Source organism: Myxococcus xanthus (assembly GCF_006402735.1).
In the GTDB taxonomy this organism is placed as follows: domain Bacteria; phylum Myxococcota; class Myxococcia; order Myxococcales; family Myxococcaceae; genus Myxococcus; species Myxococcus xanthus_A.
Genome location: NZ_CP017174.1, coordinates 8,737,362 through 8,761,413 on the forward strand (window position 1 = coordinate 8,737,362; position 24,052 = coordinate 8,761,413).

The 24,052-nt window shown below is 67.4% G+C and carries 15 protein-coding genes and 1 CRISPR repeat array; of the genes, 4 read left to right on the top strand and 11 right to left on the bottom strand.

What is annotated here, in order from left to right:
• Window positions 1–8: 8 nt before the first annotated feature.
• A complete protein-coding gene (locus BHS09_RS39785; protein ID WP_237077794.1) occupies window positions 9–224 on the bottom strand; it encodes a hypothetical protein in 216 nt (71 codons plus the stop codon).
• A gap of 640 nt (window positions 225–864) precedes the next feature.
• Between BHS09_RS39785 and BHS09_RS36075 the strand changes: the two genes are divergently transcribed.
• Window positions 865–1,554, top strand: a complete 690-nt coding sequence (locus BHS09_RS36075) for a response regulator (protein WP_140800332.1) — start codon at window positions 865–867, stop codon at window positions 1,552–1,554.
• A gap of 4 nt (window positions 1,555–1,558) precedes the next feature.
• On the opposite strand, the gene BHS09_RS36080 is transcribed toward BHS09_RS36075, so the two are convergent.
• Window positions 1,559–1,882: a hypothetical protein gene (locus BHS09_RS36080; protein WP_237080038.1), complete on the bottom strand. Its 324-nt coding sequence runs from the start codon at window positions 1,880–1,882 to the stop codon at window positions 1,559–1,561.
• 200 nt (window positions 1,883–2,082) lie between these two features.
• Here BHS09_RS36080 and BHS09_RS36085 point away from each other — a divergent pair, with 200 nt between their 5' ends.
• Window positions 2,083–2,676 (top strand): hypothetical protein, encoded by a 594-nt coding sequence (locus BHS09_RS36085; RefSeq protein ID WP_140800333.1) that lies wholly within the window; start codon window positions 2,083–2,085, stop codon window positions 2,674–2,676.
• A 37-nt stretch (window positions 2,677–2,713) separates the two neighbouring features.
• On the top strand, window positions 2,714–3,430 hold the full coding sequence (locus BHS09_RS36090) for a YqiA/YcfP family alpha/beta fold hydrolase (protein WP_140800334.1): 717 nt from the start codon (window positions 2,714–2,716) through the stop codon (window positions 3,428–3,430).
• Here BHS09_RS36090 and BHS09_RS39790 read toward each other — a convergent pair.
• The 8 genes from BHS09_RS39790 to BHS09_RS36130 form a co-directional block, all read right to left on the bottom strand.
• The gene (locus BHS09_RS39790; RefSeq protein WP_237080039.1) at window positions 3,412–3,645 is read right to left on the bottom strand and encodes a hypothetical protein; all 234 of its coding nucleotides are present in this window, start codon (window positions 3,643–3,645) and stop codon (window positions 3,412–3,414) included. The two genes, BHS09_RS36090 and BHS09_RS39790, sit on opposite strands and share 19 nt — an antisense overlap.
• Window positions 3,646–3,863: 218 nt before the next feature.
• A CRISPR array of direct repeats spans window positions 3,864–13,547; the repeat unit is 37 nt; unit sequence GTTTCAACCCACGCTCCCCGCGTTCACGAGGAGCGAC.
• A 181-nt stretch (window positions 13,548–13,728) separates the two neighbouring features.
• Complete coding sequence (gene cas2, locus BHS09_RS36100) at window positions 13,729–14,028, bottom strand: CRISPR-associated endonuclease Cas2 (protein WP_225888307.1); 300 nt, start codon at window positions 14,026–14,028, stop codon at window positions 13,729–13,731.
• Window positions 14,028–15,056, bottom strand: a complete 1,029-nt coding sequence (cas1c, locus tag BHS09_RS36105; protein WP_140795887.1) for a type I-C CRISPR-associated endonuclease Cas1c — start codon at window positions 15,054–15,056, stop codon at window positions 14,028–14,030. The genes cas2 and cas1c overlap by 1 nt, the downstream gene beginning before the upstream one ends.
• A gap of 12 nt (window positions 15,057–15,068) precedes the next feature.
• Window positions 15,069–15,710 (bottom strand): CRISPR-associated protein Cas4, encoded by a 642-nt coding sequence (cas4, locus tag BHS09_RS36110; protein WP_140800335.1) that lies wholly within the window; start codon window positions 15,708–15,710, stop codon window positions 15,069–15,071.
• Window positions 15,707–16,621, bottom strand: coding sequence for a type I-C CRISPR-associated protein Cas7/Csd2 (cas7c, locus tag BHS09_RS36115; RefSeq protein ID WP_140800336.1), 915 nt, complete (start codon window positions 16,619–16,621; stop codon window positions 15,707–15,709). Before cas7c ends, cas4 begins: the two co-directional genes overlap by 4 nt.
• A 38-nt stretch (window positions 16,622–16,659) precedes the next feature.
• Window positions 16,660–18,402: a type I-C CRISPR-associated protein Cas8c/Csd1 gene (gene cas8c, locus BHS09_RS36120; RefSeq protein WP_140800337.1), complete on the bottom strand. Its 1,743-nt coding sequence runs from the start codon at window positions 18,400–18,402 to the stop codon at window positions 16,660–16,662.
• Window positions 18,402–19,058, bottom strand: coding sequence for a type I-C CRISPR-associated protein Cas5c (gene cas5c, locus BHS09_RS36125; RefSeq protein ID WP_174258996.1), 657 nt, complete (start codon window positions 19,056–19,058; stop codon window positions 18,402–18,404). Before cas5c ends, cas8c begins: the two co-directional genes overlap by 1 nt.
• A gap of 21 nt (window positions 19,059–19,079) precedes the next feature.
• A complete protein-coding gene (locus tag BHS09_RS36130; protein ID WP_237080041.1) occupies window positions 19,080–21,326 on the bottom strand; it encodes a CRISPR-associated endonuclease Cas3'' in 2,247 nt (748 codons plus the stop codon).
• Window positions 21,327–21,812: 486 nt separating this feature from the next.
• Between BHS09_RS36130 and BHS09_RS36135 the strand changes: the two genes are divergently transcribed.
• On the top strand, window positions 21,813–22,526 hold the full coding sequence (locus BHS09_RS36135) for an esterase family protein (RefSeq protein WP_140795893.1): 714 nt from the start codon (window positions 21,813–21,815) through the stop codon (window positions 22,524–22,526).
• 13 nt (window positions 22,527–22,539) lie between these two features.
• Here the strand turns inward: BHS09_RS36135 and BHS09_RS36140 are convergent, their stop codons facing one another.
• Window positions 22,540–23,934: an MATE family efflux transporter gene (locus BHS09_RS36140; RefSeq protein ID WP_140795894.1), complete on the bottom strand. Its 1,395-nt coding sequence runs from the start codon at window positions 23,932–23,934 to the stop codon at window positions 22,540–22,542.
• Window positions 23,935–24,052: the final 118 nt, after the last annotated feature.

A 24,052-nucleotide genomic window follows, 5' to 3' on the forward strand; every position in this document is an offset into this window, starting at 1 on the left:
CTCGCCCTCTATGGGTCGACGGGTGGCACGTCGGGCCAGGGCTGCGGCAAGGAAGGCGCGGCCACGTGTGTCAGCCGTAACAAGCTGCGTCCCAGGTCGAGCTGGTAGCGGACGCGAAAACCCGAGTCGAGCACCACCAACCCACCCTGGTCCGACATCAAAGGCCCGTCGAGCGGAAGGCCCGCGGCGAGAGCCCCCAGCTCACACTGGAGCTTCTCTCGCACCGGAGTCGAACATCCTGCCAGGGTCCGGAGTGCCCGGGGAGCGAGCTGAAGTCGAAGGGCCATGGTCGTTTCACACTGACGAGCCGTGGCGATGACGACAAGCTGTACCCGAAGTGCCTATTTGACGTCGGCTTCCAGCCCCATGAGGGGACCACCCCTCACTTCGCTGTGGAGTGCCAGACACCCAAGGGCGGTGAAGACGCCGTCCAGCCGATATTACCGCTGCCGCGCGAGGATACGCCGCCCTTCGACATCGATGGCGCAGGTCGCTTCCATGTCCATGATGATGTTCTGCTTTTCACAGACATCCGGACGCAATGTCACACGGACGAATGTCACGCCTTCGGGGCCCGGGGATGCAATCACTTCGTACGAGAAACCTGTTTCATCCGCCGGTACCGGTTATCGAATCTGGACGGGAAACGCTGGCGGGGTTGCCGTAGCGCCACCGAGGCTCGACTCCACCCAACCTGTTCAGCCCGTATCCGGGAAGAAACCTTTCAGGTGGGTATCGGCACAGCCCACAGGTCCTCGGGAAGCACCGGAGGCCCAGGTGTCGGGCATCGGACGCGGAGCGCGCTGGCCCCTGGCGCATCCCTCGGGTCCGGGGTATCCGAGCCCCCTCGCCTCTTCTTCCACCATGTCCCGGCCGCTCCAGCACCTGCTTCTCGTCGAGGATGACCTCGCCTGGCGCGAGCGGCTGACCGTGGTTGCTCACGCGGAAGGGGTGAAGGTCTCCCACGCGGCGGATGGCCAGGAAGCCCTGGACTGGCTGTGCACGCGGCCCCGGGCGAGCCACCCTGATCTCATCCTCCTGGACCTGCTGCTGCCGCGGATGGACGGGTGGGAGCTCTACGGACAGCTCCGGACCAACGCGCGTCTGCGCCATCTGGGCGTGCTGATGTTCTCTGGCGCGCTGAGCGGCCAGGAGCCCCCGCTGGACGGCGTGGTGGGCTACCTGCGCAAGCCGCACGCGCCCGAGGCCGCAGATGGAGCGCTGCGCGCCCAGCTTCGCGGGCTCCCTGAGCTTCCCTCGCGGGACTCCGCCGAGCCCTACGCACTGCACCTGCCCGAGGACGTGTCCCTGCCGCTGCGCACCCTGCCGGGCGCCCTGAGCCACGCGGTGCGCCTGCACCTGCTGCGCGCCGCGGAGCTGGCGGGCACGGAGCTGCCCCTGGCCTCCACCTGGCTGATGGCGCTCCCCGGGACGCCCCCCTCGCTCCTGGTGACTGTGGACGGCGTGCAGGTGGAGCTGGAGGTGGATGACGCGCGGCGACGGCTCACCGTCAGCGACGTCACCCTGTCACCGAACCTGCGCCACGGCGCCTGACGGCTCAAGGCACCGGCAAGTGCCGGACCTCACCGCTCTCCAAACATACACGAGCGGCCACAGGTCCGCGGTCCCTGGCGTGCGCCGGCCCGCGAGCGCCGCGGCGGCGGCGGGAGGTACTCGAAGTACGAGCCCCCAGGACACGTGCGGTGCGCCGCACGGCCTCGCTCTTCGCGGTGCCCGGCGGACCGATGACGAGCAGGTGCTCCCCCGCCACGGCGGAGAGCGCGACGAGCTCCACCATCGCCTCGCGTTCGACCAGGCCCCGGCCCGCACTGGGGAGTGCGTCACGAACGGCGGAGGCGGCGGATTCGAAGGAGATGGACATGGCCCCCCCTAACTTCCGGACTTGCCCTCCGAAAGCACATGCAGGTCCCCTCCCCGCCCTCCATCCGCCAGGGCGGCAGTAGTTGGACTGTCCGCAGGGATGCGCATGGCCTCACCGAGGCATGCGTGTCTGCCTGATTTCATGACACGCAGCGGCACTCGGAGTCCCCCACGGCGACCTCCAGGCATAGACTGCAACGCATGAGAAAGCAGTCGATGTGGGTGGCGGTGGTGGGCGTGCTGTGTGTGGGAACGGACGCGGTGGCGGCAGACTGGAATGGCTATGCATCGCTGGGCGCCGGCATCACCCTGGACCATTTGAGCAACTTCCGCACGAAGGGCCCGGCGCTGCACGGATACCTGGGCCTGGAGACCCCGCCCGGATTGTCGGTGGGCCTGCTGGCGGAAATCTCCGAGACGTGGGGCCAGCAGTTCCCGGACGCGATGCGACCGGGGCGGTTGGAGCGCTCGCAGCTCGACTACCGGGCGGTGGGCATCGAGGCGCGGCTGCGCTTCTTCCAGGACAAGCCCATCACGCCGTGGGTGGGCGCGCGGCTGTCGAAGAGCTGGGGCAGCACCTTCACGCCGGACGACGTGGGCACCTGGCTGCGGCAGAACATCGACACCACGAGCATGGCCTTCCGGGTGGGCGTGGACGGCTGGTTCAGCGACCGTTGGGGCGTGTCCGTCTCCACGGGCTTCCAGTTCTGTGACGTGAAGCTGACGTCCAACGCGCTCAACCAGTGCGCCAAGCTCATGCAGTCGGTGATTGCCGGGCCGGTGTTGCGCATCTGAAGCCACGGCCCCGCGCGCCCGTTAGAGTGGGCCTGTCATGAGCACTTCGACGACATCGCCTTCCGCCGTGGGTCCTCGCTGGCTGTACCTGCACGGCTTCGCCTCGGGTCCGGATTCGAAGAAGGGAGTGGCCGTGGCCCGGCACTACGAGGACCAGGGCATTCCGGTGGAGCGGTTGAACCTCCGCGTCCCCTCCCTGGAGCAGCTGCGCCTGAGCGCCATGCTGGACACGGTGCTGGCCGCGATGGGCGGGCCCGAGGAGCGGGTGGTGCTCATCGGCTCCAGCCTGGGAGGCCTCACGGCGGCCCGGGTGGCTGAGCAGGACGCCCGCGTGTGTGCGCTGGTGCTGCTAGCACCCGCCTTCCGCGTCGTCCCGCAGCTGCGCCGGAGAATGGGAGACGCGGCGTGGCGGCATTGGCAGACGTCGGGCTGGATTGAGACGGACGACTTCGTGACGCAGCAGAAGGCGCGCATCCATTCGGGCTTCATCGCCGACGCGGAGGCAGTGGACGCCCGCACCGGTGGCTGGCCCGACGTGCGCGTCCCGACGCTCATCATCCACGGCCGTCAGGATGACACCTGTGACGTCCAGAACTCGCGCCAGTGGGCGGAGGGCAAGCGCCACGTCCGGCTGGTGGAGGTGGACGATGGACACGAGCTCACCGCGTCACTGCCGCGGATCCTGGAGGAGACGGAGGTGTTCCTCCAGCCCTGGGGCGCCCGGGGTCCTCGCGCTCACAGTTCGATGCCGTAAGCGGCAGCCACCTGCTGCATGACGCGGAGGGTGTCGGGCGGCGTGTCGATGTCCAACGTCAGACGCGTGCGCTGGCCGTCCACGGTGGATTCGGACGTCGTCACCTGCCGGGCATGTACAAAGGGAGGAGGGGCGCTGCGATCTTCCTTGTATTCGTCCAGCCGGCGCGCGGCGATGAGCAACGTCGTGAGCCGATGCGCGTCGGCCGCGTTCACGTCGGATAGGAGCGAGCCGTTGCGCTTGAAACGGCCATCCCGAAGACCTCGATCCAGAAGTGCTGTGTATTGGGCATACCCGGCGACTTCTGGCCCCTGAGCACGAGCGGGTCCTCGTGATCTGCTCCCCAATTTTCGGACCAGTTGAAGCGCGAGAAAGTCCTCGCGTTCATGAGGAGTGACCAGGACGAGGCACCGGGACTCCAGTGCTCTGGGTGCTTTCGACCCACGCTCCTCGCGTTCACGAGGAGCGACCGTACAGGCTGGACTCGTGGAAGGTGCCGTAAACGTTTCAACCTACGCTCCCCTCGTTCATGAGGAGCGACCCGAGAGGTTGTCCACAGCTCGGCCAACTACGGAGATGTTTCAACCCACGCTCCCCTCGTTCACGAGGAGCGACCATAGCCCCGGCCACGAGTCTTGCCCGACCCTGGCGTTTCAACCCACGCTCCCCTCGTTCACGAGGAGCGACCACGACGGATGCGCCTGCCCGCAGGCACGTGTGGTTTCAACCCACGCTCCCCTCGTTCACGAGGAGCGACCGACCAGGCCGAGTGGAACACGCGTGAGGCCGCGCAGTTTCAACCCACGCTCCCCGCGTTCACGAGGAGCGACTTGCGGAGGTTCGCCACCACCTCGCGGTGCACGTGGTTTCAACCCACGCTCCACGCGTTCACGAGGAGCGACCGCGCGCCGGGCGCACCTTCTGTTCTGTGCGTGGTTTCAACCCACTCTCCTCGCGTTCACGAGGAGCGACGCGACACCGGAGGACACAGGACGTGGCTCTGTTCGAGTTTCAACCCACGCTCCTCGCGTTCACGAGGAGCGGCCTGGACCATGGCTGCTCGCAGATGGTGCTCGGGTTTCAACCCACGCTCCTCGCGTTCACGAGGAGCGACTGATGTTCTCTGCCATGAGTGATTCTCGAAACGGGTTTCAACCCACGCTCCTCGCGTTCACGAGGAGCGACGGCGCGGCCTTCCCGGCGCTGCCTGCGCTTGGGGTTTCAACCCACGTTCCTCGCGTTCACGAGGAGCGACGACGACAAATCTCCATGCTCAACAAGGCCCAGTTTCAACCCACGCTCCTCGCGTTCACGAGGAGCGACACTACGCGGTGGTGCGCGGACGCGACGCGCACGGGTTTCAACCCACGCTCCTCGCGTTCACGAGGAGCGACGGCGCAGCTGCTCCACCATCACCCCCTCTACGTTGATGTTTCAACCCACGCTCCTCGCGTTCACGAGGAGCGACACCACCGGCCCGAGGAGCGGCTCGCACGAGAGGTTTCAACCCACGCTCCTCGCGTTCACGAGGAGCGACCGAGGCGCCCACGCTCCCCACTGTTTGAAGAAGTTTCAACCCACGCTCCTCGCGTTCACGAGGAGCAACTTCAACGCCGGCAAAGGTCTACGCGGACTTTCTCCGGTTTCAACCCACGCTCCTCGCGTTCACGAGGAGCGACGCCTCCGGGTCCGCGCGCTTCGCGTTGTGCGAGAGGTTTCAACCCACGCTCCTCGCGTTCACGAGGAGCGACTGGCGACGACTCTACTGCGCGCTACCACGAGGAGTTTCAACCCACGCTCCCCGCGTTCACGAGGAGCGACTGGGCCGGCGTCCTGGAGGGTGCCGCCTGGAGGGTTTCAACCCACGCTCCCCGCGTTCACGAGGAGCGACTGGCCGATGCCATGCTTGCGGCTCGGAGCGCCAAGTTTCAACCCACGCTCCCCGCGTTCACGAGGAGCGACATCTCCAGGATGCAGCAGGCCTACCTCAACGCGTTTCAACCCACGCTTCCCGCGTTCACGAGGAGCGACCGGGCGCCTCTTTCGGTGGTAGGAGATAGACATGCGTTTCAACCCACGCTCCCCGCGTTCACGAGGAGCGACCTGGGCGGCCGTCGCGCAGGGGACTGGCGTCGGTGTTTCAACCCACGCTCCCCGCGTTCACGAGGAGCGACTTCGGCTTGCGCTTCTTGGGCCGCATGCGTTGGAGGTTTCAACCCACGCTCCCCGCGTTCACGAAGAGCGACTGTCGTGGCACCACAGCAGCACCAGGTTCTTGATGTTTCAACCCACGCTCCCCGCGTTCACGAGGAGCGACACGTCCTCCCGTGAGTTGCACCCGGAAGGGTAGCGGTTTCAACCCACGCTCCCCGCGTTCACGAGGAGCGACTCTCACGGCGAAGAGGTAGTCCTGGTAGCGGTGTTTCAACCCACGCTCCCCGCGTTCACGAGGAGCGACGTTGCGGAGTGAGGAGACACGCACATGCCCTACCAGTTTCAACCCACGCTCCCCGCGTTCACGAGGAGCGACAGCGCGAGAATCGGGCGGCACCGTCGAGTTGCCGGTTTCAACCCACGCTCCCCGCGTTCACGAGGAGCGACGCGCTCCAAGAGGCCTCGGTACTGCTCAACGCGGTTTCAACCCACGCTCCCCGCGTTCACGAGGAGCGACAGAGCGGCTTCGACGGTCAACTCGGTGCTTGCCGTTTCAACCCACGCTCCCCGCGTTCACGAGGAGCGACCGGATGCCGTCCAAGTCACACCGGGCCGCGAGCGCGTTTCAACCCACGCTCCCCGCGTTCACGAGGAGCGACTCGTCGTCGTCCAGCATCACGAGGGCCCTTTAGTTTCAACCCACGCTCCCCGCGTTCACGAGGAGCGACTGGACATGACTAGGCGAGGAGGGCTTGGAAGCCGGGTTTCAACCCACGCTCCCCGCGTTCACGAGGAGCGACGACTAGCTGCGCCGCTTTCCGGACCATTGCCGAGTTTCAACCCACGCTCCCCGCGTTCACGAGGAGCGACCTCGCACGGGCGAACTGGCGCTGTACGAGCCTCTTGTTTCAACCCACGCTCCCCGCGTTCACGAGGAGCGACGCCTCACGGAGTTGGAGGCGATGGCGGCCGAAGTGTTTCAACCCACGCTCCCCGCGTTCACGAGGAGCGACACTGCATTCTCACGCAGCGCCACCCGCCAGAGGGCGTTTCAACCCACGCTCCCCGCGTTCACGAGGAGCGACCTCGCGCTCCAGGGCCTTCGCCGCGCGGGCGTTGTTTCAACCCACGCTCCCCGCGTTCACGAGGAGCGACACGTGAACTCGCTCCGTGGCGGCTCCTGCACCCGTTTCAACCCACGCTCCCCGCGTTCACGAGGAGCGACGTGACTTGGAGCACCGAGGGCCGCGTCGTCGAAGGGTTTCAACCCACGCTCCCCGCGTTCACGAGGAGCGACAGTTCCTGGCAGTCCGCGAGGACGCCATCATCCCGTTTCAACCCACGCTCCCCGCGTTCACGAGGAGCGACCGCCGGGGCTCCGGGCCATGATCATGGGGGAGGTTTCAACCCACGCTCCCCGCGTTCACGAGGAGCGACCCGCGCGCAGTACCAAGTGGCCGTCGACTTCCGGTTTCAACCCACGCTCCCCGCGTTCACGAGGAGCGACCTGGGGATTCCCGCGCTCACGGGTGCAGGGCGGGTTTCAACCCACGCTCCCCGCGTTCACGAGGAGCGACATCGTAGGCGGCGCCCCCATCGCCCCCGAGAAGTTTCAACCCACGCTCCCCGCGTTCACGAGGAGCGACCTCCGAGGAGGGGCAGGCCAAGGCGGATGACGCAGCGTTTCAACCCACGCTCCCCGCGTTCACGAGGAGCGACGTCCAGGTCAATCTCGGTGAGGTTGTCGACGATGTTTCAACCCACGCCCCCCGCGTTCACGAGGAGCGACGGACGGGGCCCCCGCCCAGGTTCCCGCCGAGGAGTTTCAACCCACGCTCCCCGCGTTCACGAGGAGCGACCGTAAAATCGTCGCCAGTCCCCCAACACCAGGCGTTTCAACCCACGCTCCCCGCGTTCACGAGGAGCGACCAACCGGGCGCTCGTGACGAGCATCATCCTGGATGTTTCAACCCACGCTCCCCGCGTTCACGAGGAGCGACAACACGCTGAAGCCGCGCCAGGCGCGGAGCGGCGGTTTCAACCCACGCTCCCCGCGTTCACGAGGAGCGACCTGCCAGCGCTGGGCCCAGCCCTGGGGTGTGTCGGCGTTTCAACCCACGCTCCCCGCGTTCACGAGGAGCGACATTGCGAGGGTCAGGGCTGGCGGCGGCGGCCCACGGTTTCAACCCACGCTCCCCGCGTTCACGAGGAGCGACACCCGCGCCCGCATCGCCCCGACGCCCACGCCGTTTCAACCCACGCTCCCCGCGTTCACGAGGAGCGACATGGCAAGCCAGGAGTACAGACAACCCGGGAATGCGTTTCAACCCACGCTCCCCGCGTTCACGAGGAGCGACAGCGTTGGCACTCCACGCGAAGACGCCGAAGGAGTTTCAACCCACGCTCCCCGCGTTCACGAGGAGCGACGCCGCGACCTCGCGCGCTACATGGGCCTGGACTTCGTGTTTCAACCCACGCTCCCCGCGTTCACGAGGAGCGACCCCAGCAGCTCCAGCTTGCCCCGCCACTGCTCGTTTCAACCCACGCTCCCCGCGTTCACGAGGAGCGACTTCTTCATGCCGCCACCCGGGCGGGCTCCAGCCGGCGTTTCAACCCACGCTCCCCGCGTTCACGAGGAGCGACCGCTCAATGAGGGCGCCGAGAATGGAGGGTGCTGTTTCAACCCACGCTCCCCGCGTTCACGAGGAGCGACGACGAGCGCTCGGGTGCTGTCTAGCTTCTGCGGTTTCAACCCACGCTCCCCGCGTTCACGAGGAGCGACCTCTGGGCGGTATCCGTGAAGTCCTTCACTCCGTAGTTTCAACCCACGCTCCCCGCGTTCACGAGGAGCGACCAGGTGTCGAGCTGTATCAGCGCGGAAATGGGGTTTCAACCCACGCTCCCCGCGTTCACGAGGAGCGACCGCGGCACCCGTGAGGTCCTCGTCGCCTACCGGGAGTTTCAACCCACGCTCCCCGCGTTCACGAGGAGCGACTTGATGCGCAGGTGGGCGCTCACCGCGTCGTAGTTTCAACCCACGCTCCCCGCGTTCACGAGGAGCGACGTCGGTGGGCACAAAGCACAAGAGCTTCAACGTGTTTCAACCCACGCTCCCCGCGTTCACGAGGAGCGACGTGACTTGGAGCACCGAGGGCCGCGTCGTCGAAGGGTTTCAACCCACGCTCCCCGCGTTCACGAGGAGCGACAGGACGTCTGGACGACTCCGCCAAGCAAGGTGGTGGAGTTTCAACCCACGCTCCCCGCGTTCACGAGGAGCGACTCCCCGCCGTCTACCGTCGCACCACCCAGGCCCGGTTTCAACCCACGCTCCCCGCGTTCACGAGGAGCGACGTTCTGGCCGCCCACCTTCGTACGCTCGGCCAGGTTTCAACCCACGCTCCCCGCGTTCACGAGGAGCGACTTTCCAAGCTGCAGCGACGTCTGCCGCGCTCAGGGTTTCAACCCACGCTCCCCGCGTTCACGAGGAGCGACGACATTGTATGAACGACACGCCCCGCAGCTACTGGGTTTCAACCCACGCTCCCCGCGTTCACGAGGAGCGACAGTCACGTCGGCGGAGGCGCTGATGGCCAGGGAGTTTCAACCCACGCTCCCCGCGTTCACGAGGAGCGACAGCTGGAGCTGACGCTGGATGCCATGGCGGCGGAGTTTCAACCCACGCTCCCCGCGTTCACGAGGAGCGACTCTCAGCCATGTGCTGCCTTCCGCACGGGAGAGGGTTTCAACCCACGCTCCCCGCGTTCACGAGGAGCGACGCGTCGCGGTGACGCCCAGGATGCGCGAGTTCGGTTTCAACCCACGCTCCCCGCGTTCACGAGGAGCGACCGAATGAACGCGGAGCTGCGCCGGTGCGCCGCGAGGTTTCAACCCACGCTCCCCGCGTTCACGAGGAGCGACTGCCCAGCACCACGACCGGCGGGCCAGCTCTCTTGTTTCAACCCACGCTCCCCGCGTTCACGAGGAGCGACAGATGTACGCGCTCGCCTTCCTCTCGCGGGCTGAGTTTCAACCCACGCTCCCCGCGTTCACGAGGAGCGACCGCTCGTCTCGTGGCTCAGGTGTCATCCACCAATCGTTTCAACCCACGCTCCCCGCGTTCACGAGGAGCGACGACGTCCCCGTACGCGGCCCGGTCCGTCATCGGGTTTCAACCCACGCTCCCCGCGTTCACGAGGAGCGACCGCCGAGGCAGCGCGAGGTGTTCGCCCGCCCTCGTTTCAACCCACGCTCCCCGCGTTCACGAGGAGCGACCGAGCCGAGCAGCGAGAACGTGACGCCCTCTCATGTTTCAACCCACGCTCCCCGCGTTCACGAGGAGCGACCCGGGTCTGGTCGCTGTGGTGGATGCCCTGCTGGAGTTTCAACCCACGCTCCCCGCGTTCACGAGGAGCGACACCCGCGCCCGCATCGCCCCGACGCCCACGCCGTTTCAACCCACGCTCCCCGCGTTCACGAGGAGCGACGACGTCGTCCACCTGCTGGCCCATGCGGCGCTTGTTTCAACCCACGCTCCCCGCGTTCACGAGGAGCGACTCTGCCGGCGGGCGCAGCTCCGGCGGAAGCTGGTTTCAACCCACGCTCCCCGCGTTCACGAGGAGCGACCAAACGGACGATGAGATGATTGAGCGGGCGCTGGTTTCAACCCACGCTCCCCGCGTTCACGAGGAGCGACCGCGTAGCCCGCGCTATCCGCCACTGGCTCAAGTTTCAACCCACGCTCCCCGCGTTCACGAGGAGCGACCAAGCCGAAGGGCGCCGCATCCTCGCCCCCCGAGTTTCAACCCACGCTCCCCGCGTTCACGAGGAGCGACGGACGCAACCGGGCTCGCGATTCGGCAGCTCATGTTTCAACCCACGCTCCCCGCGTTCACGAGGAGCGACTGGCCGGGCGGTCTCGGGTTCGCCACTGAGTGGTTTCAACCCACGCTCCCCGCGTTCACGAGGAGCGACGTGGAATCGATCCTGCCCATCACCGTCCCAAGCGGTTTCAACCCACGCTCCCCGCGTTCACGAGGAGCGACCGCGAGCACAACCTGGTGGGCTCCTTCGTCGCGTTTCAACCCACGCTCCCCGCGTTCACGAGGAGCGACGATGCTCACCGTTGGCGCAATCCTCTCCTGCGAGTTTCAACCCACGCTCCCCGCGTTCACGAGGAGCGACTCAAGTCCGGCCCTCGCAAGGGGCGGCCGAACGTGTTTCAACCCACGCTCCCCGCGTTCACGAGGAGCGACCGCCGCATCTGGAGGGGCTGCCGGTGAAGGCGTGGGTTTCAACCCACGCTCCCCGCGTTCACGAGGAGCGACCGTGGTCCTCGATCGCGTTGTAGCGGATTGCGATGTTTCAACCCACGCTCCCCGCGTTCACGAGGAGCGACCGGCCGGCATTCTCGTACCCCTTCGTCGAGGCGGGGTTTCAACCCACGCTCCCCGCGTTCACGAGGAGCGACGTACTGGCAGGCACGTCAGGCGGAGCTCGACTACCGGTTTCAACCCACGCTCCCCGCGTTCACGAGGAGCGACTGCACTGGGGGCTCTTCTTGGGCGTGGCCCTGGCGCAGTTTCAACCCACGCTCCCCGCGTTCACGAGGAGCGACTTGATGTGGGTCTTCCGCCAGTTCACCTTCCGGTTTCAACCCACGCTCCCCGCGTTCACGAGGAGCGACCGCGGTGGGGGCACGTACACGGGCAACGCCAGTTATGTGTTTCAACCCACGCTCCCCGCGTTCACGAGGAGCGACGGAGCAGACGCGGCTTTCTTCTGACGCGGACGCGTTTCAACCCACGCTCCCCGCGTTCACGAGGAGCGACATGTCGAAGACGATGAAGTTACTGCGGATGTTAGTTTCAACCCACGCTCCCCGCGTTCACGAGGAGCGACTCTCCAAGGTCCGTTTTCGCTGGCCGGAGGCGGAACTGTTTCAACCCACGCTCCCCGCGTTCACGAGGAGCGACTGAGGACGGGCCATCCTGCGCGTCCTGCGATTCGTTTCAACCCACGCTCCCCGCGTTCACGAGGAGCGACACAAGGCGCCCACGTGCCCTGCCTGCCGCTCTAGTTTCAACCCACGCTCCCCGCGTTCACGAGGAGCGACTGGTGGGCGGCGTGTTGTCGACGAGGACGGTGCGGCGTTTCAACCCACGCTCCCCGCGTTCACGAGGAGCGACGGCGCTCAATCAGTTCACACGCTTCGGTGGAGCGTTTCAACCCACGCTCCCCGCGTTCACGAGGAGCGACCATCGAGCTGGCGCGCGTGAACGACCACCTCGCGTTTCAACCCACGCTCCCCGCGTTCACGAGGAGCGACTGGCGCGTCATCGCGTCCGCGGCCCAGTCCGCGAAGTTTCAACCCACGCTCCCCGCGTTCACGAGGAGCGACCGCCGATGTGGAGTGTCCAGAGTGCGAGTCCTGGTTTCAACCCACGCTCCCCGCGTTCACGAGGAGCGACCCTGAGTGATTACCGTCCGTGTTGCCACCTGCGCGTTTCAACCCACGCTCCCCGCGTTCACGAGGAGCGACAATCCGGGCTTGAGCATCACCATAAATGGGCTGTTTCAACCCACGCTCCCCGCGTTCACGAGGAGCGACCTGGAGCTCACAGGCATGACGTTGCCACGCAGCTGTTTCAACCCACGCTCCCCGCGTTCACGAGGAGCGACCACCGCCCGCGCGCACGTCACAGCGAGGGAGGACTCAGTTTCAACCCACGCTCCCCGCGTTCACGAGGAGCGACTGGCCTCGTGCGGGTAGTGGGGGTGGATGACGGCGTTTCAACCCACGCTCCCCGCGTTCACGAGGAGCGACCCCGCATCCGGTCAGCGCGCTTCGTGAGCACCTGGTTTCAACCCACGCTCCCCGCGTTCACGAGGAGCGACACCGCGGACGGCAAGGTCTTCACCGCCGCGGTGGTGGGTTTCAACCCACGCTCCCCGCGTTCACGAGGAGCGACGCGCCGCGCTGCAACGCGTAGCGCCAAACTCCCTCGTTTCAACCCACGCTCCCCGCGTTCACGAGGAGCGACAGGCAGTCATCCACACCGCTGGGACGTTGGGCGAGTTTCAACCCACGCTCCCCGCGTTCACGAGGAGCGACCCGGGCGCCTCCTCGGGATGTCCACACTGGGCGTTTCAACCCACGCTCCCCGCGTTCACGAGGAGCGACCGGCCACGTCGTGGTGACGTACCGGTCGAAGGTGTTTCAACCCACGCTCCCCGCGTTCACGAGGAGCGACCAAGAGCACCGGTGTGGGGCTCGGCGGCAACGTGTTTCAACCCACGCTCCCCGCGTTCACGAGGAGCGACGCACCGTGCCCGGGGGCAACAACGCAGCACAGGAGTTTCAACCCACGCTCCCCGCGTTCACGAGGAGCGACTCTCGTCGATGCGTGCCTTCGCCGCACGCTGGGGTTTCAACCCACGCTCCCCGCGTTCACGAGGAGCGACGGGCCGCGACCCGACGCCTTGCGCGTGCCAGAGGTTTCAACCCACGCTCCCCGCGTTCACGAGGAGCGACTGGGTATGCCCGCGCCATCGCCCAGGTGGAGCGGGGTTTCAACCCACGCTCCCCGCGTTCACGAGGAGCGACCGCCACGCAAGCGACGCCTTAGGCTTCGCGGCCTCGATGTTTCAACCCACGCTCCCCGCGTTCACGAGGAGCGACGGACCGGCTGCTCAGAGCCGGGCTGCCCGTACAGTTTCAACCCACGCTCCCCGCGTTCACGAGGAGCGACAACTCCTCTCTCTGGGGAGCGTGGATGACCGACGTTTCAACCCACGCTCCCCGCGTTCACGAGGAGCGACTACCCGCCGAGGAAGTCATGACCCAGGTGGCAGACGTTTCAACCCACGCTCCCCGCGTTCACGAGGAGCGACCCCGTGGATGTTGGGGGACATGGCCGTCATCCTGGTGTTTCAACCCACGCTCCCCGCGTTCACGAGGAGCGACTCTGCCTCTCCAACATAGCGTTCTGACTACGGAATCCGGCCGAATTTCGCGAACCGGCCTGCGCGGCCACGAAAGCGCCCCGCCGTTCCTGCCCCCACTCACCCAACTCGCTGATTCTATTCGGGATTTCAAAGAGCGCGAACCCTCGACGGAGCGCACACCGGGGCCGGTTCGCGGAGGCCTACAGGACCAGCGGCCCCTCGACGTCCAAGGGGGCCCTGGCGCCATGATGCTCCGTCTTTCGGGCATCGTCTTCCGACAGGAAGTAGAAGCGCAGGCTGTCGCATTCCGAATCGAATGCGCCGAGCAGGCGGGCGCGCAGGACGACCCAGTCCTTGGGCTCCAGGACACACTCGAAGACGGAGTATTGCACTCGCACGCCATGGTCTCTGCAAGCCCGCGCGATCTTGCGCAGGCGCCGAGGCCCCTGGGGGTCCGACACCCGCACGTCGTAACAAATCAACACGGTCAATCTACGCATCAGCGCATCGCGAAGGGAGGGTAGCCGTCCAGCTCCCCTCGGAGATGGCGTGCCAACAGCAGCGATTGCAGGTGAGGCGCCATGCCCCAGGTCGTCTCCTGCCCCAGGAACGCGTGCCGCACCCCCACCTGCTTCGCCTCCTGGTACGCCACGAGGAACGTCTTGCGCGCATCGTCCTTCAGCAACACAGCCCCCGCCGACTCCGTGCGGAAGTCCCCGGGCTTGAGTTGCCCCCGATTCACCAGCGAGAAGACGAGCCGGTCCACCACCGGCGCACGGAACTCCTCCATCAAATCCAGCGCCAGGGACAAGCGCCCAGGGCGGTCCTCGTGCAGGAACCCCACGGCGGGGTCGAGCCCAACACCCGCGAGCGCTCCCGCGCAGTCCTGCGCCAGCAGCGCATAGCCAAACGAGAGCATCGCGTTCAGCGGATTCCTCGGTGGCCGGCGGTTGCGACCATCGAACTCGAAGCCCTGGGCACTCTTCTTCAGCAGCGCGGGAAAGGACTCGAAGTAGTCGCGCGCCGCGATGCCTTCCAGCCCTCGCACCTGCTCCAAGTCCTCCACGCGGGTCAGCGCGCGCAGGTGCTCCGACAGCCGCCGCGCAGTCTCCGACAAGGCCTCCTGCCGCTCGGGCGCCGCGTCACGCCGCGCATGCAACACGAACTGCCGCGCGTTCCCGAGCTTCCCCACCACCAGTGCCCGGGAGATGGCCACCGAGCGAGCGATGTCATCCGCCGCCCGGTACTGCTGCCGCCGCAGCAAGACGTTGCCGCCCGGCACACCCTCCACCCTCGCCAGAAAGCGCCCCGTCATCCCGAAGAAGGAGACATGGATGCCCGCCTCCAGGCAGCTCTCCATCAACTCCGGCGTCAGCCACGCACGCGTCAGACACACCACCGAGCGCAGGTGCCGCAAGGGAACCTCCGCCTTCTTCTGGTCTTGAACCGTCACCACCACGCACTCACCTTCCTTGTTCAGGCGAGTCCCTTCCGCAGTGATGAACAGCGTGTTCAGCGCGGTCGTCATGCGTTCCTCCGTTCAGCCGGCCTCGTCCATCCACCGCGTCAGGAAGTCCTGGGCGCTCCGCTGCCCCGCCGTCACCCCAGGGAGGCACAACGGCTCCAGCGAGCACCCGTCACATCGTGGCGCGCGCACCACGACAGGGACCTCCTGCCGGCGCAGCACCTCGTGCATGCGCGCGATGGCGTCCTCGGTCCGCTGGCGCAGCTCCGCGTCGAAGCGCACCGCAGCACGCTTGTGCTCCACACCGTAGAAGAGTGCCCCTTCCGGGACGTCCACGCCGTGCATCTCCTCCAGGCACAGCGCCTGCGCGCAGAGCTGCACGCGGTCCGCCTCACCCGCCTTGCGCCGGCCGCGCTTCACCTCCACCGGATAGGGCCGCCAGCCCGCCCCCTTCGCGTCCCGCTGGTACTCGACCATGTCCGCGCGCCCGGACACGCGCAGCCGCTGCGAGCCCAGCAACACGGCCCGCTCCACCCGCCGTCCCACCCGCGCGTCATGTCCCGGCAGGTCCACGCGCTCGTGCAGCAGTCTGCCGGAGGCGGTGTTGACGTCCTCGCGCCATTGCCGCTCGACGTGGATGAGCGCCGCCTGCCGCTCGCAGTACAGCAGGTGCTGGAGCGCCGACAGCGCCACCCACGTCTCGCAGTCCGCGCTCATCCCACCAACTCCAGCACCTCGATGCCCTGGGGCAGCCCGGCCTTGTCCACACGCACCTCGTAGTCGGAGAAGCTTCGAGCTGGCTTCTCCGGCTGAGCGCGCACCGCATGGACGCGGTCGAACAGCGCGTGGGCCGGCGCGTTGCCGAGCTCCGAGCCATGCTTGAACACCACCACCTTGCGCATGGACATCAGCCCTCGCGCGGCGCTGCGGTCCAGTTCGAACATGTGCGTGAAGGACTGGAAGAGCAGCTCCAGGTCCGCCGTGCCGAACCCGGTCTGCTTCGCCAAATGTGGCGACACGAAGCCGTGCGCCCGGTAGAGCCCGTAGGGCACGGTGTTCTTCCGGCCCATGGTGCGGTTGTCACCGCCCTGCTTCTCGGCCTCGCCCTCCGTCGCCACGGCCATGCGGGTGATGGAGTGCTCCTGGGACACAATGGGGTCCACCGAGCGCGCGAAGGTGAGCTGCACCGGCCCTCGCACCTGCCCCGCGTTGGCCCCCGTGGACATGACGGCACCGAAGGTGCGGACATCGAAGAACGTCTTGCACATCCACGCGCGGCCCTTGTCCACCTCGGAGCCCTGAGCGAACCCCTTGTCGGTTCGCTTCTTCCCGTCCTCGGCGCGGGTGGGCTTCTCGTTCAGGTCGATGCCCAGGCTCTTGTACGCGTCCGCGATGCGGTTGTTCAGGATGGCCTTCTCCTTCACGAAGATGTCCAGCCCCTGCTTGCCCTCCTGCGTGAGCAGGATGAAGTTGCGCACCTTCCGCTTCAGGCTCACATCCGTCACCAGCCCGTGGCCTGTCTCCGCGTCGATGCGTGGCAGGTTGCCCGCGTCGGGGTCTCCATTGGGGTTTCCATCCAGCACGTCGAAGAACAGGACGAAGTCATGGCGCTGCTTGAGGTCGGTCATGGCGCTTTCTCTGGGAATGAGGTGAAGACAGTGGAACTTCAGGAGGAGGCCGCGTCGGACTCGGCCGAAGCCGCGGTCTCGCGCTTCGTGAAGAACGCCTCGCGTTGGTGGTAGTAGCCGACGGCGAAGAGGCCCTGGTCCTCCAGGCCGAGCACTCGTGGGAATCGCTCTGGAGGAAGCAGCGCCATGACCTCGCCCTTCGTGCGCTCCAGCCACCTGCCGTTCTCGCCCGCCTTGGAGGCGTGGTGGACGGAGAGTTGGAGCAACCGGGGGAAGACGGTGACGGGATTGCGGGACGCGGCGCCGAAGTAACGGTCGCGGATGGTGGCGTTGAGGTCCTTCAACGCCGCGCCCTGCAACCGCTCCAGCACGGCGAAGAGGCGGCCGAGCACATAGGGCTGCGAGGCGTTGTTCTTGTCCAGTGACACGGTGACCTCCAGGGGAGTGGTTCCACTTCGAGGGAGTCGCAGCAGGGTGGCCTTGATGAGCGCGACGCGGAGCCGCAGTTGTTCGCGCTCGAACCTGTCGTCGGCGGGTGGCAGCCGCAGTCGGTCCAGCGCGGATGTCAGGAGTTGACGCGGAAAGTGAAGCCCCCGCAGCGCCGCCCCCACCATCCGGGTCGCGACGTCCGGAGACAGACCGCGTCCGGACGGAGCCTCCACGGCATTGAGCAACCGGTAGATGGGCGTCGGCCCCGCGGGCGCGTTGCCGATGCGCAGGTCATCGAAGTAGCGCCGGATGTTCCGCTTCACCTCGCCCACGCGCGACTCGAACCAGTCACGCACCGCGACGCGACCCGCGTTCCCCGTCAGCGTCACGGCATAGAAGGCCCTGTCATCCAGCGCCCCTGGCTGCAGCCCGTGCAACGGCGACTCGGTGAAGCGCTGGAGGTCCTCCTCCGTCGGGTCCATCCACGACAACAGGAGGCTCTCCTCGGAAGGTGAAGCGCGCGTCCAGAAGACCAGCACCGAGCCATCCCCCAGTTGAATGCCCTGCCGGAAGCGGCGCTGCTCCGTCCTCCGGAGCATGTCGTTGAGCGCCAGCACGTAGCCCAGCGCTGCCTCCTGGGAGATGGGTGCATTGTCCCCCTGCTCCAAACCGTGTGACGAAAACGCGGGCGCGTTGAAGGACACCAGTGAAGCCCCCGACGACTGGGCTTCCGGGACGTTCTTCAGCTTGGGATGGGTGAGGGCCACCACACCCTCCAGGCCTGTCACCAGGCACCGCGCCGTCCGTCCCAGCGCGCGCTTCTCGCCGGAGCGCCGCTCCCAGCAGGCGCGAATGGCCGGGTTCTGATGCACGGGCGTCGTGGCATCGCCGACGACGAATGCGAGCAACTCTGAGCCCGTCCATTCATCCTCGTCGCGAGCCGCCAGCACCTTGCGCCGCTCGGCCTCGCTCGTGAGGAAGGACTCGACGGCCCGAGCCTCCGGGTCCTTCGTCTCCACGGCGACTTCGCGCACTGGTTTCAAGAAGGCGTCCAGCCGGGCCACGCGCTTCTCCACGCCCCCCGCCTTTGCCTTGGGCGCGTCCTTTTCGTAAGCAAGGACGTACTTCGGGTTGTCCGCGAAGAAGCCCGCCGCGATGTTCACCGAGCGCTGGGGCAGCCGAGGAATCGAGAGGGGCTTTCCCCGCCCGTCCTCTCCCGCTGTGCTCTCCAGCGAGACGAACTTCCCCGCCGCGCTGACGCGGATGAAGAAGTCCACGGGCTTCGTCTCGTAGAGCGGGTCGTCCGTGAGCCCGCGCTCACGGGCGAAGTCATTCAGTGCCGTCAGCATCATCAGCTATCTCCCCCCAGCACTTGGGCCCGAGGCGGCACGTGCAGCACGCCATCCTCCAGGAACGCCTGGAAGAACTCGGGGCGCACGGGGGCTCCGGGCACGTCGAAGACGAAGTCGTAGAACATGAGCCCCAATGGCCGCCGCCCGCTGCCCGCTTCATGAGGCAGCAGGCCGTCCTCGGCGGGCTCTACCCGGGCCGCGAACTCACGGCAGCCCAGGTAGGGCGCGTGGAAGAACTGGCCCCGCTCCAGGCGCCGCTCGAACATGTCCTCGAACTTGCGCGCGTTGTCCTCGGGCCCCGCCTTCCCGGGCAGCAGCGTGAAGGACGCGGTGATGACGTAGTCCACATCGCGCAGCGCCACCGTGTTGCGCTGAGCCCGGTCCTCGTCCGCCGCGTAGTCGAACCTGCCTACCGTGGCGCGGCTGTTGACCTCGTTGCGGCGGAAGCTGGTCCACTTCACCGGCGCGAGCACGGCGATCTCATGAATGTGCCAGCGGATGGCCGGCTTCCACAGGATGGCCTCCAGCACGCCGCGCGCAGCCGAGGGGGTCATCACCTCGTAGCTGACGCGCTCTGCTTTCATCTCGGGTCGCGTGAAGCACGCCACGGGCCCCCGGGCCCTCACGCGAAACCGCCTGCCTGTCGTCGATGCCATCCACACCTCCTGATGCGTGTCTCAGCCGGGAATGAGGAAGGACGGGTCGAGGATGCCGACCCGGTCCAGAAGAAGGCCGAAGCGCTCGTGGTACGCGGACGTGTGCTCCGGCCCCAGGTACGCCACCGTCTCCGCCGCGAGCCGGGCCAACTCCCGAGCCAGCCAGGCCTCCCGAACCTTGCGGGGGACCGTCACCGTGAAGCGTTGCAGCGCACGCAGGCGCTCTCGTGAGGGACCCCGCTCACGCAGCGCATCGAGGAGCGCCTCGCGGTTCGCGTAAGGCACCACCACCGACGCGCTCCAGTCGTCCTCCACGAGCTTGAAGGCCTTGGACACCGCGTCGAATTGGAGCTTCGCCCGCAGGTCCTGGATGCCCTTCTCATCCAGCTTGCGGGTGGCATAGAGCCGCTCGAAGTACCGTTGGAAACTCGCGGGCGCGAACAGGTCCAGGTCGGGCGCCTGCTCCAGCAGACCGCGAGTCACGTCCTGGGCGGCGCGCGGAACGCCTCGGGGTGGCTGGGTCTCGGGTTCGTAGACGCACAGCTCGCCGAGCCCGTCCAGCAACCCCTCCCGGTTGCACCGGCCCGCGGCCTGGGCCAGCGAATCCAGTCCTCCCAATCCACGGAAGACGACGCGGAAGTCCAGGTCCACACCCGCCTCGACGAGCTGAGTGGCCACCAGTCGCACCGGCTCCCCACGCCTCTTGCGGGCCTTGATGTCCGCGAGCACCTCCGAGCGATGCTCCGGGCACATCAGCGCGGACAGGTGCAGCGTCTCCTGGTGCCCCAGCCGTTCATCCACGAGTTCACAGAGCCGCCGTGCGTCGTCCCGAAGGTGCACCACCGCGAGGACGTCCCGCTCGGCCGCCACGGCGTCGGCCAGTTCGGTGTAGGGGAGCTTGTGCCCCAGGGTGGGCCACCGCACCCGCACCCGGCGCAGCCGCTCGAAGGCGCGCACGGAGGCCGGGACGATTTCGCGCGCGTCCGGCAGTCCCTCCTGAAAGTCCGGGCGGCGGCCCAGCGCGGGCTGCGTGGCGGTACAGATGACCACGGAGCAGTCGTAGTCCTTCACCAGCGCGCCCAGGCCATCCAGGATGGGCGCCAGCAGCGACGGCGGCAGCGTCTGGGCCTCGTCGAGCACGATGACACTCCGGGCCACCCGATGCAGCTTGCGGCACGCCGACGGGCGGCGGGCGAAGAGGCTCTCCAGGAGCTGCACCGTAGTGGTGACGATGACGGGCGCATCCCAGTTCTCACTGGCGACGCGGTTGAGCGCCGTCTCCTTCTCGGGGTCGACGGCGGAGTGATGTTCGATGACGGCGTGCTCCAGCCCCTGGAAAGCCTGGCGGTACACATCCGCGCTCTGCTCGATGATGGACGTATAGGGAATGGCGACGATGACGCGCTGGAGCCCATGCCGCCGCGCGTGTTCGAGCGCGAAGGCCATGGACGTCAGTGTCTTGCCCCCGCCCGTGGGCACCGTGAGGCTGAAGACGCCCGGATGCAGGGACGCCGCCTCCACCGCGGCCGAGAGCACCTCGCGCCGCACCCGGTTGACCTCCGTATCCGGGGCCACGCGCTGCTTCTCATCCAAGAAGCCACGGAGGCGTTCGGCGAGCTGGGACAGCGTCACCGGCACCTCGCGCTCCGAGCCCCGGCTCGCATCGAAGAAGGCTTCCGTGTCCAGGAAGTCCGCGTCGCACAGGAGCGAGAAGAGCATCCGCGTCCATAGCTCCAACCGGAGCGGCTCGAGCCGCACCAGCGCGTCCGGCTCGAAGCCTAGCGGACCGTCCAGCAAGGCGGGGACATCACACCGGGCCCTCGCGTCCGCGAGCAACGCCTGCTTCTCCTTGCGCCCCAGGCGCTCCTTGAACGCCGCCAGGTCCGGAAGCCCCGCGTGATGCCCGGCGATCGCCAGGGCCAGCGGGAGCAAGCGGCGATCCCGACTCAGCGACCAGAGCGCACCGGCCGTCGAGTGGTCGCGCTCCAGCGCGCCCTCTTTCTCCAGGTGCGCCTCGAAGCCATTCTCCGCGCGGATGCGATACCAGAAGTCCTGTGTGTACTTGCCCAGGTCATGCCAGCGCCCGGTGGCCAGGGCCGGCGCACGCAAATCCTCTCGCGGCGCCAGCCTCGCGGCCCACTGCCCCACGGCCTCCAAGTGCTCGCGCAGCAGATGAGGCCGGCCGTCTTCTGTCACGTGAGCCAATGGCTCCGCCGTGACCACGCGTGGCACGGCGGACTGCTCCGAAAGCCCGAGTTCCTTCTTCATGGCACTCCCCCCACCGCCCACGTGTCTGGCCGCACAAGCGAGCATGTGCGTCTGCATTCTCGTTTCCGTCTGGTGAGCGGCACAAGATGACTTGTCCTACGAAAGCCCGGGACGCGCGCTCCCCCTGGGGTGGTATGCCCAAGAGCGAGCAATGCGGGCAGACTTCTGGCCACACAGGCGGCAACCCATGCGTGCCAGACGGCTGAATCCGCCGCGACGTGCCAACCGATGAAGCGCTCAGCGCCGCTGCGCCATCACCTTGGCCAGGCTGCCTCTCCGCCCCTGGCAAGGCACGCGCACGAATGGCCTGGAAGCCTCGCGTTCAAAGCTCGACACCGTCAGTGGGAGCCGCAACGAACGCCCGGGCGGGTAGCCGCCGACTCGGCAAAGTCAGACATCCGCCCAGGTGTTCACTCCCGGCAGTCCGGCGGGCGGCCATTGCACTCCAGTCGCGGCCTTTGACGCATTGCGATTAAATTGCGCGCCATGAACCGCGAATATCACCGCTGGTACAGCGAGCGACTGCACCGCGACATGGAGCTGCTCATCTTCGGCCACTCGGGCGAGCCCGTGCTCCTGCTGCCGACCAGCAAGGGCCGCTTCTTCCAGGCCGAGGACTTCGGCCTCATCGGTGCCATCGCCGACCGCGTCCAGTCCGGCCGGTACATCGTGGTGTGCCCGGACTCGGTGGACGAGGAGTCCTGGTTCAACACCGCCATCCACCCGGCGGACCGCGTCCGGCGCCACCAGCAGTGGGAGGACTACCTCCTCCACGAGGTGGTGCCCCTGCTCAAGAGCCGCAGCACCGGCGGGCGCCTCACCCTGGCCGGGTGCAGCTTCGGCGGCTTCCACTCGTACAACATCGGCCTGCGGCACCCGCACGTCTTCCGGCGCCTGCTGTCCATGGGCGGCAAGTTCGAGACGGACGAGTTCCTCGACGGCCATCACGACTCGGACGTCTACTTCCATTCGTGCACGGAGTGGCTGCCGAACCTCACGGACCCCGCGCAGCTCTCCGCCCTCCAGCGCGTGGAGATGGTGCTGGCGGTGGGCGAGCACGACTTCTGCCGCCCCTCCAACGAGCACCTCTCCAACCTGCTGTGGAAGAAGGACATCGGCAACCACCTGTCCGTGTGGCAGGGCGGCACGCACGACTGGCCCGTGTGGCGGCAGATGATTCAGCAGTACCTGCCCTGGTAGCCGCCGCGCGCCGCTACGCTTCGACCGGACGCAGCGTGCCCGCGCTCATCCGGTTGAAGCGCCACACCAGCGCCACCGCGACGCTGATGAGGCCCGCGCACAGGCCCCACCAGATGCCCACCACGCCCAGGCCCAGCTTGAAGGCCAGCAGCAGCGTCACCGGCAGGCCAATGGCGTAATGCCCCACCATGTTCGCCAGGAAGGTGAAGCGCGTGTCGCCCGCGCCGCGCAGCACGCCCGCGCCCACGCCCTGCGCCCCGTCGAACACCTGGAAGATGGCGCTCACCATCAGCAGCGGAATCAGGAGCGGCAGCACGTCCGCGGGAGCCCCCGCCAGCTTCGCCAGCGTGTGAGGGAACAGCGCGAACACCAGGCCGCTCAGCGCCATGAAGCCCGCGCCGCCCGCCAGCGCCATGAAGCCACTGAGCCGCGCCTGCGGCGTGTTGTGCGCGCCCACCGCCCAGCCCACCCGCACGCTGCCCGCGTTGCCAATGCCCATGGCCACGGTGAAGGAGACGCTCGCGAAGGAGATGGCAATCTGGTGCGCGCCCACGCTCGCCGGCCCCAGCCCCGCCGCCAGCACGCCCGCCAGCGCGAACACGCCGACCTCCGCGCAGATGTGCAGACCAATGGGGAGGCCCAGCCGGATGGCTCGCGAGAGGTCCGCCCACACCGGCAGGCGCCGCGCGGGCGCCCCTTCCACCTTGCGGCTGCGAATGAACAGCACCGCGATGAGGAGCTCGATGCCAATGCTCGCTGACGTCGCCATCGCGGAGCCCGCCACGCCCAGGGCTGGCACCTCCCGCAGCGGGCCGAACCAGGCCGGCAGATTGGCGCCACCGAAGACGAGCAGCAGGTTGCCCAGCAGGTTGAAGATGTTGGCCACCACCGTCGCGATCACCAGCGGCCGCGTGAAGGCGGTGGCCTGGAGATAGGAGCGCATGGTGAGGAACATCAGCATCATCGGCATGCCGGGTGCGCGCCACGCCAGGTACTGGCTGGCGCCCGCGGCCTCCGTCTCACTGATGCCCGCCAGCGGCAGCAGCCGCGGCGCCAGCGTCATCAGCGTGGCCAGCATCGCCCCCACGCAGAACGCCATCCACGCGCCCTGCCACAACAGCGCCCGCGCCCGGGTGAACTGCCGTGCGCCAATGGCCTGGGAAATCATGGGGTCGAACCCCATCATCAAGCCTATGCCGAAGGAGCTGACCGCGAAGTAGAGGCCGTTGCCCAGGCCCACCGCCGCCAGCGCGGACGTCCCCGCGCGGCCCACCACCAGCGTATCCACCAACCCCATGAGCGCCTGCCCGCCCTGGGCGATGGCGATGGGAACCGCCAGCCGGGCCAGCTCCCGGAGCTCGGTGCGGGGAGAATTCACGGAGGACATTGGCAACACGGCGGTGGACATGGGGAGTGCGCCTATAGCGCCTTCCGGCAGGGAATGCGCTGCCCACGTCCGACGCGCCACGCCCCCTCGCCTGACGAGGAGGCCCGGCCACACACCTGTGATACGTCCCCCTGGGACA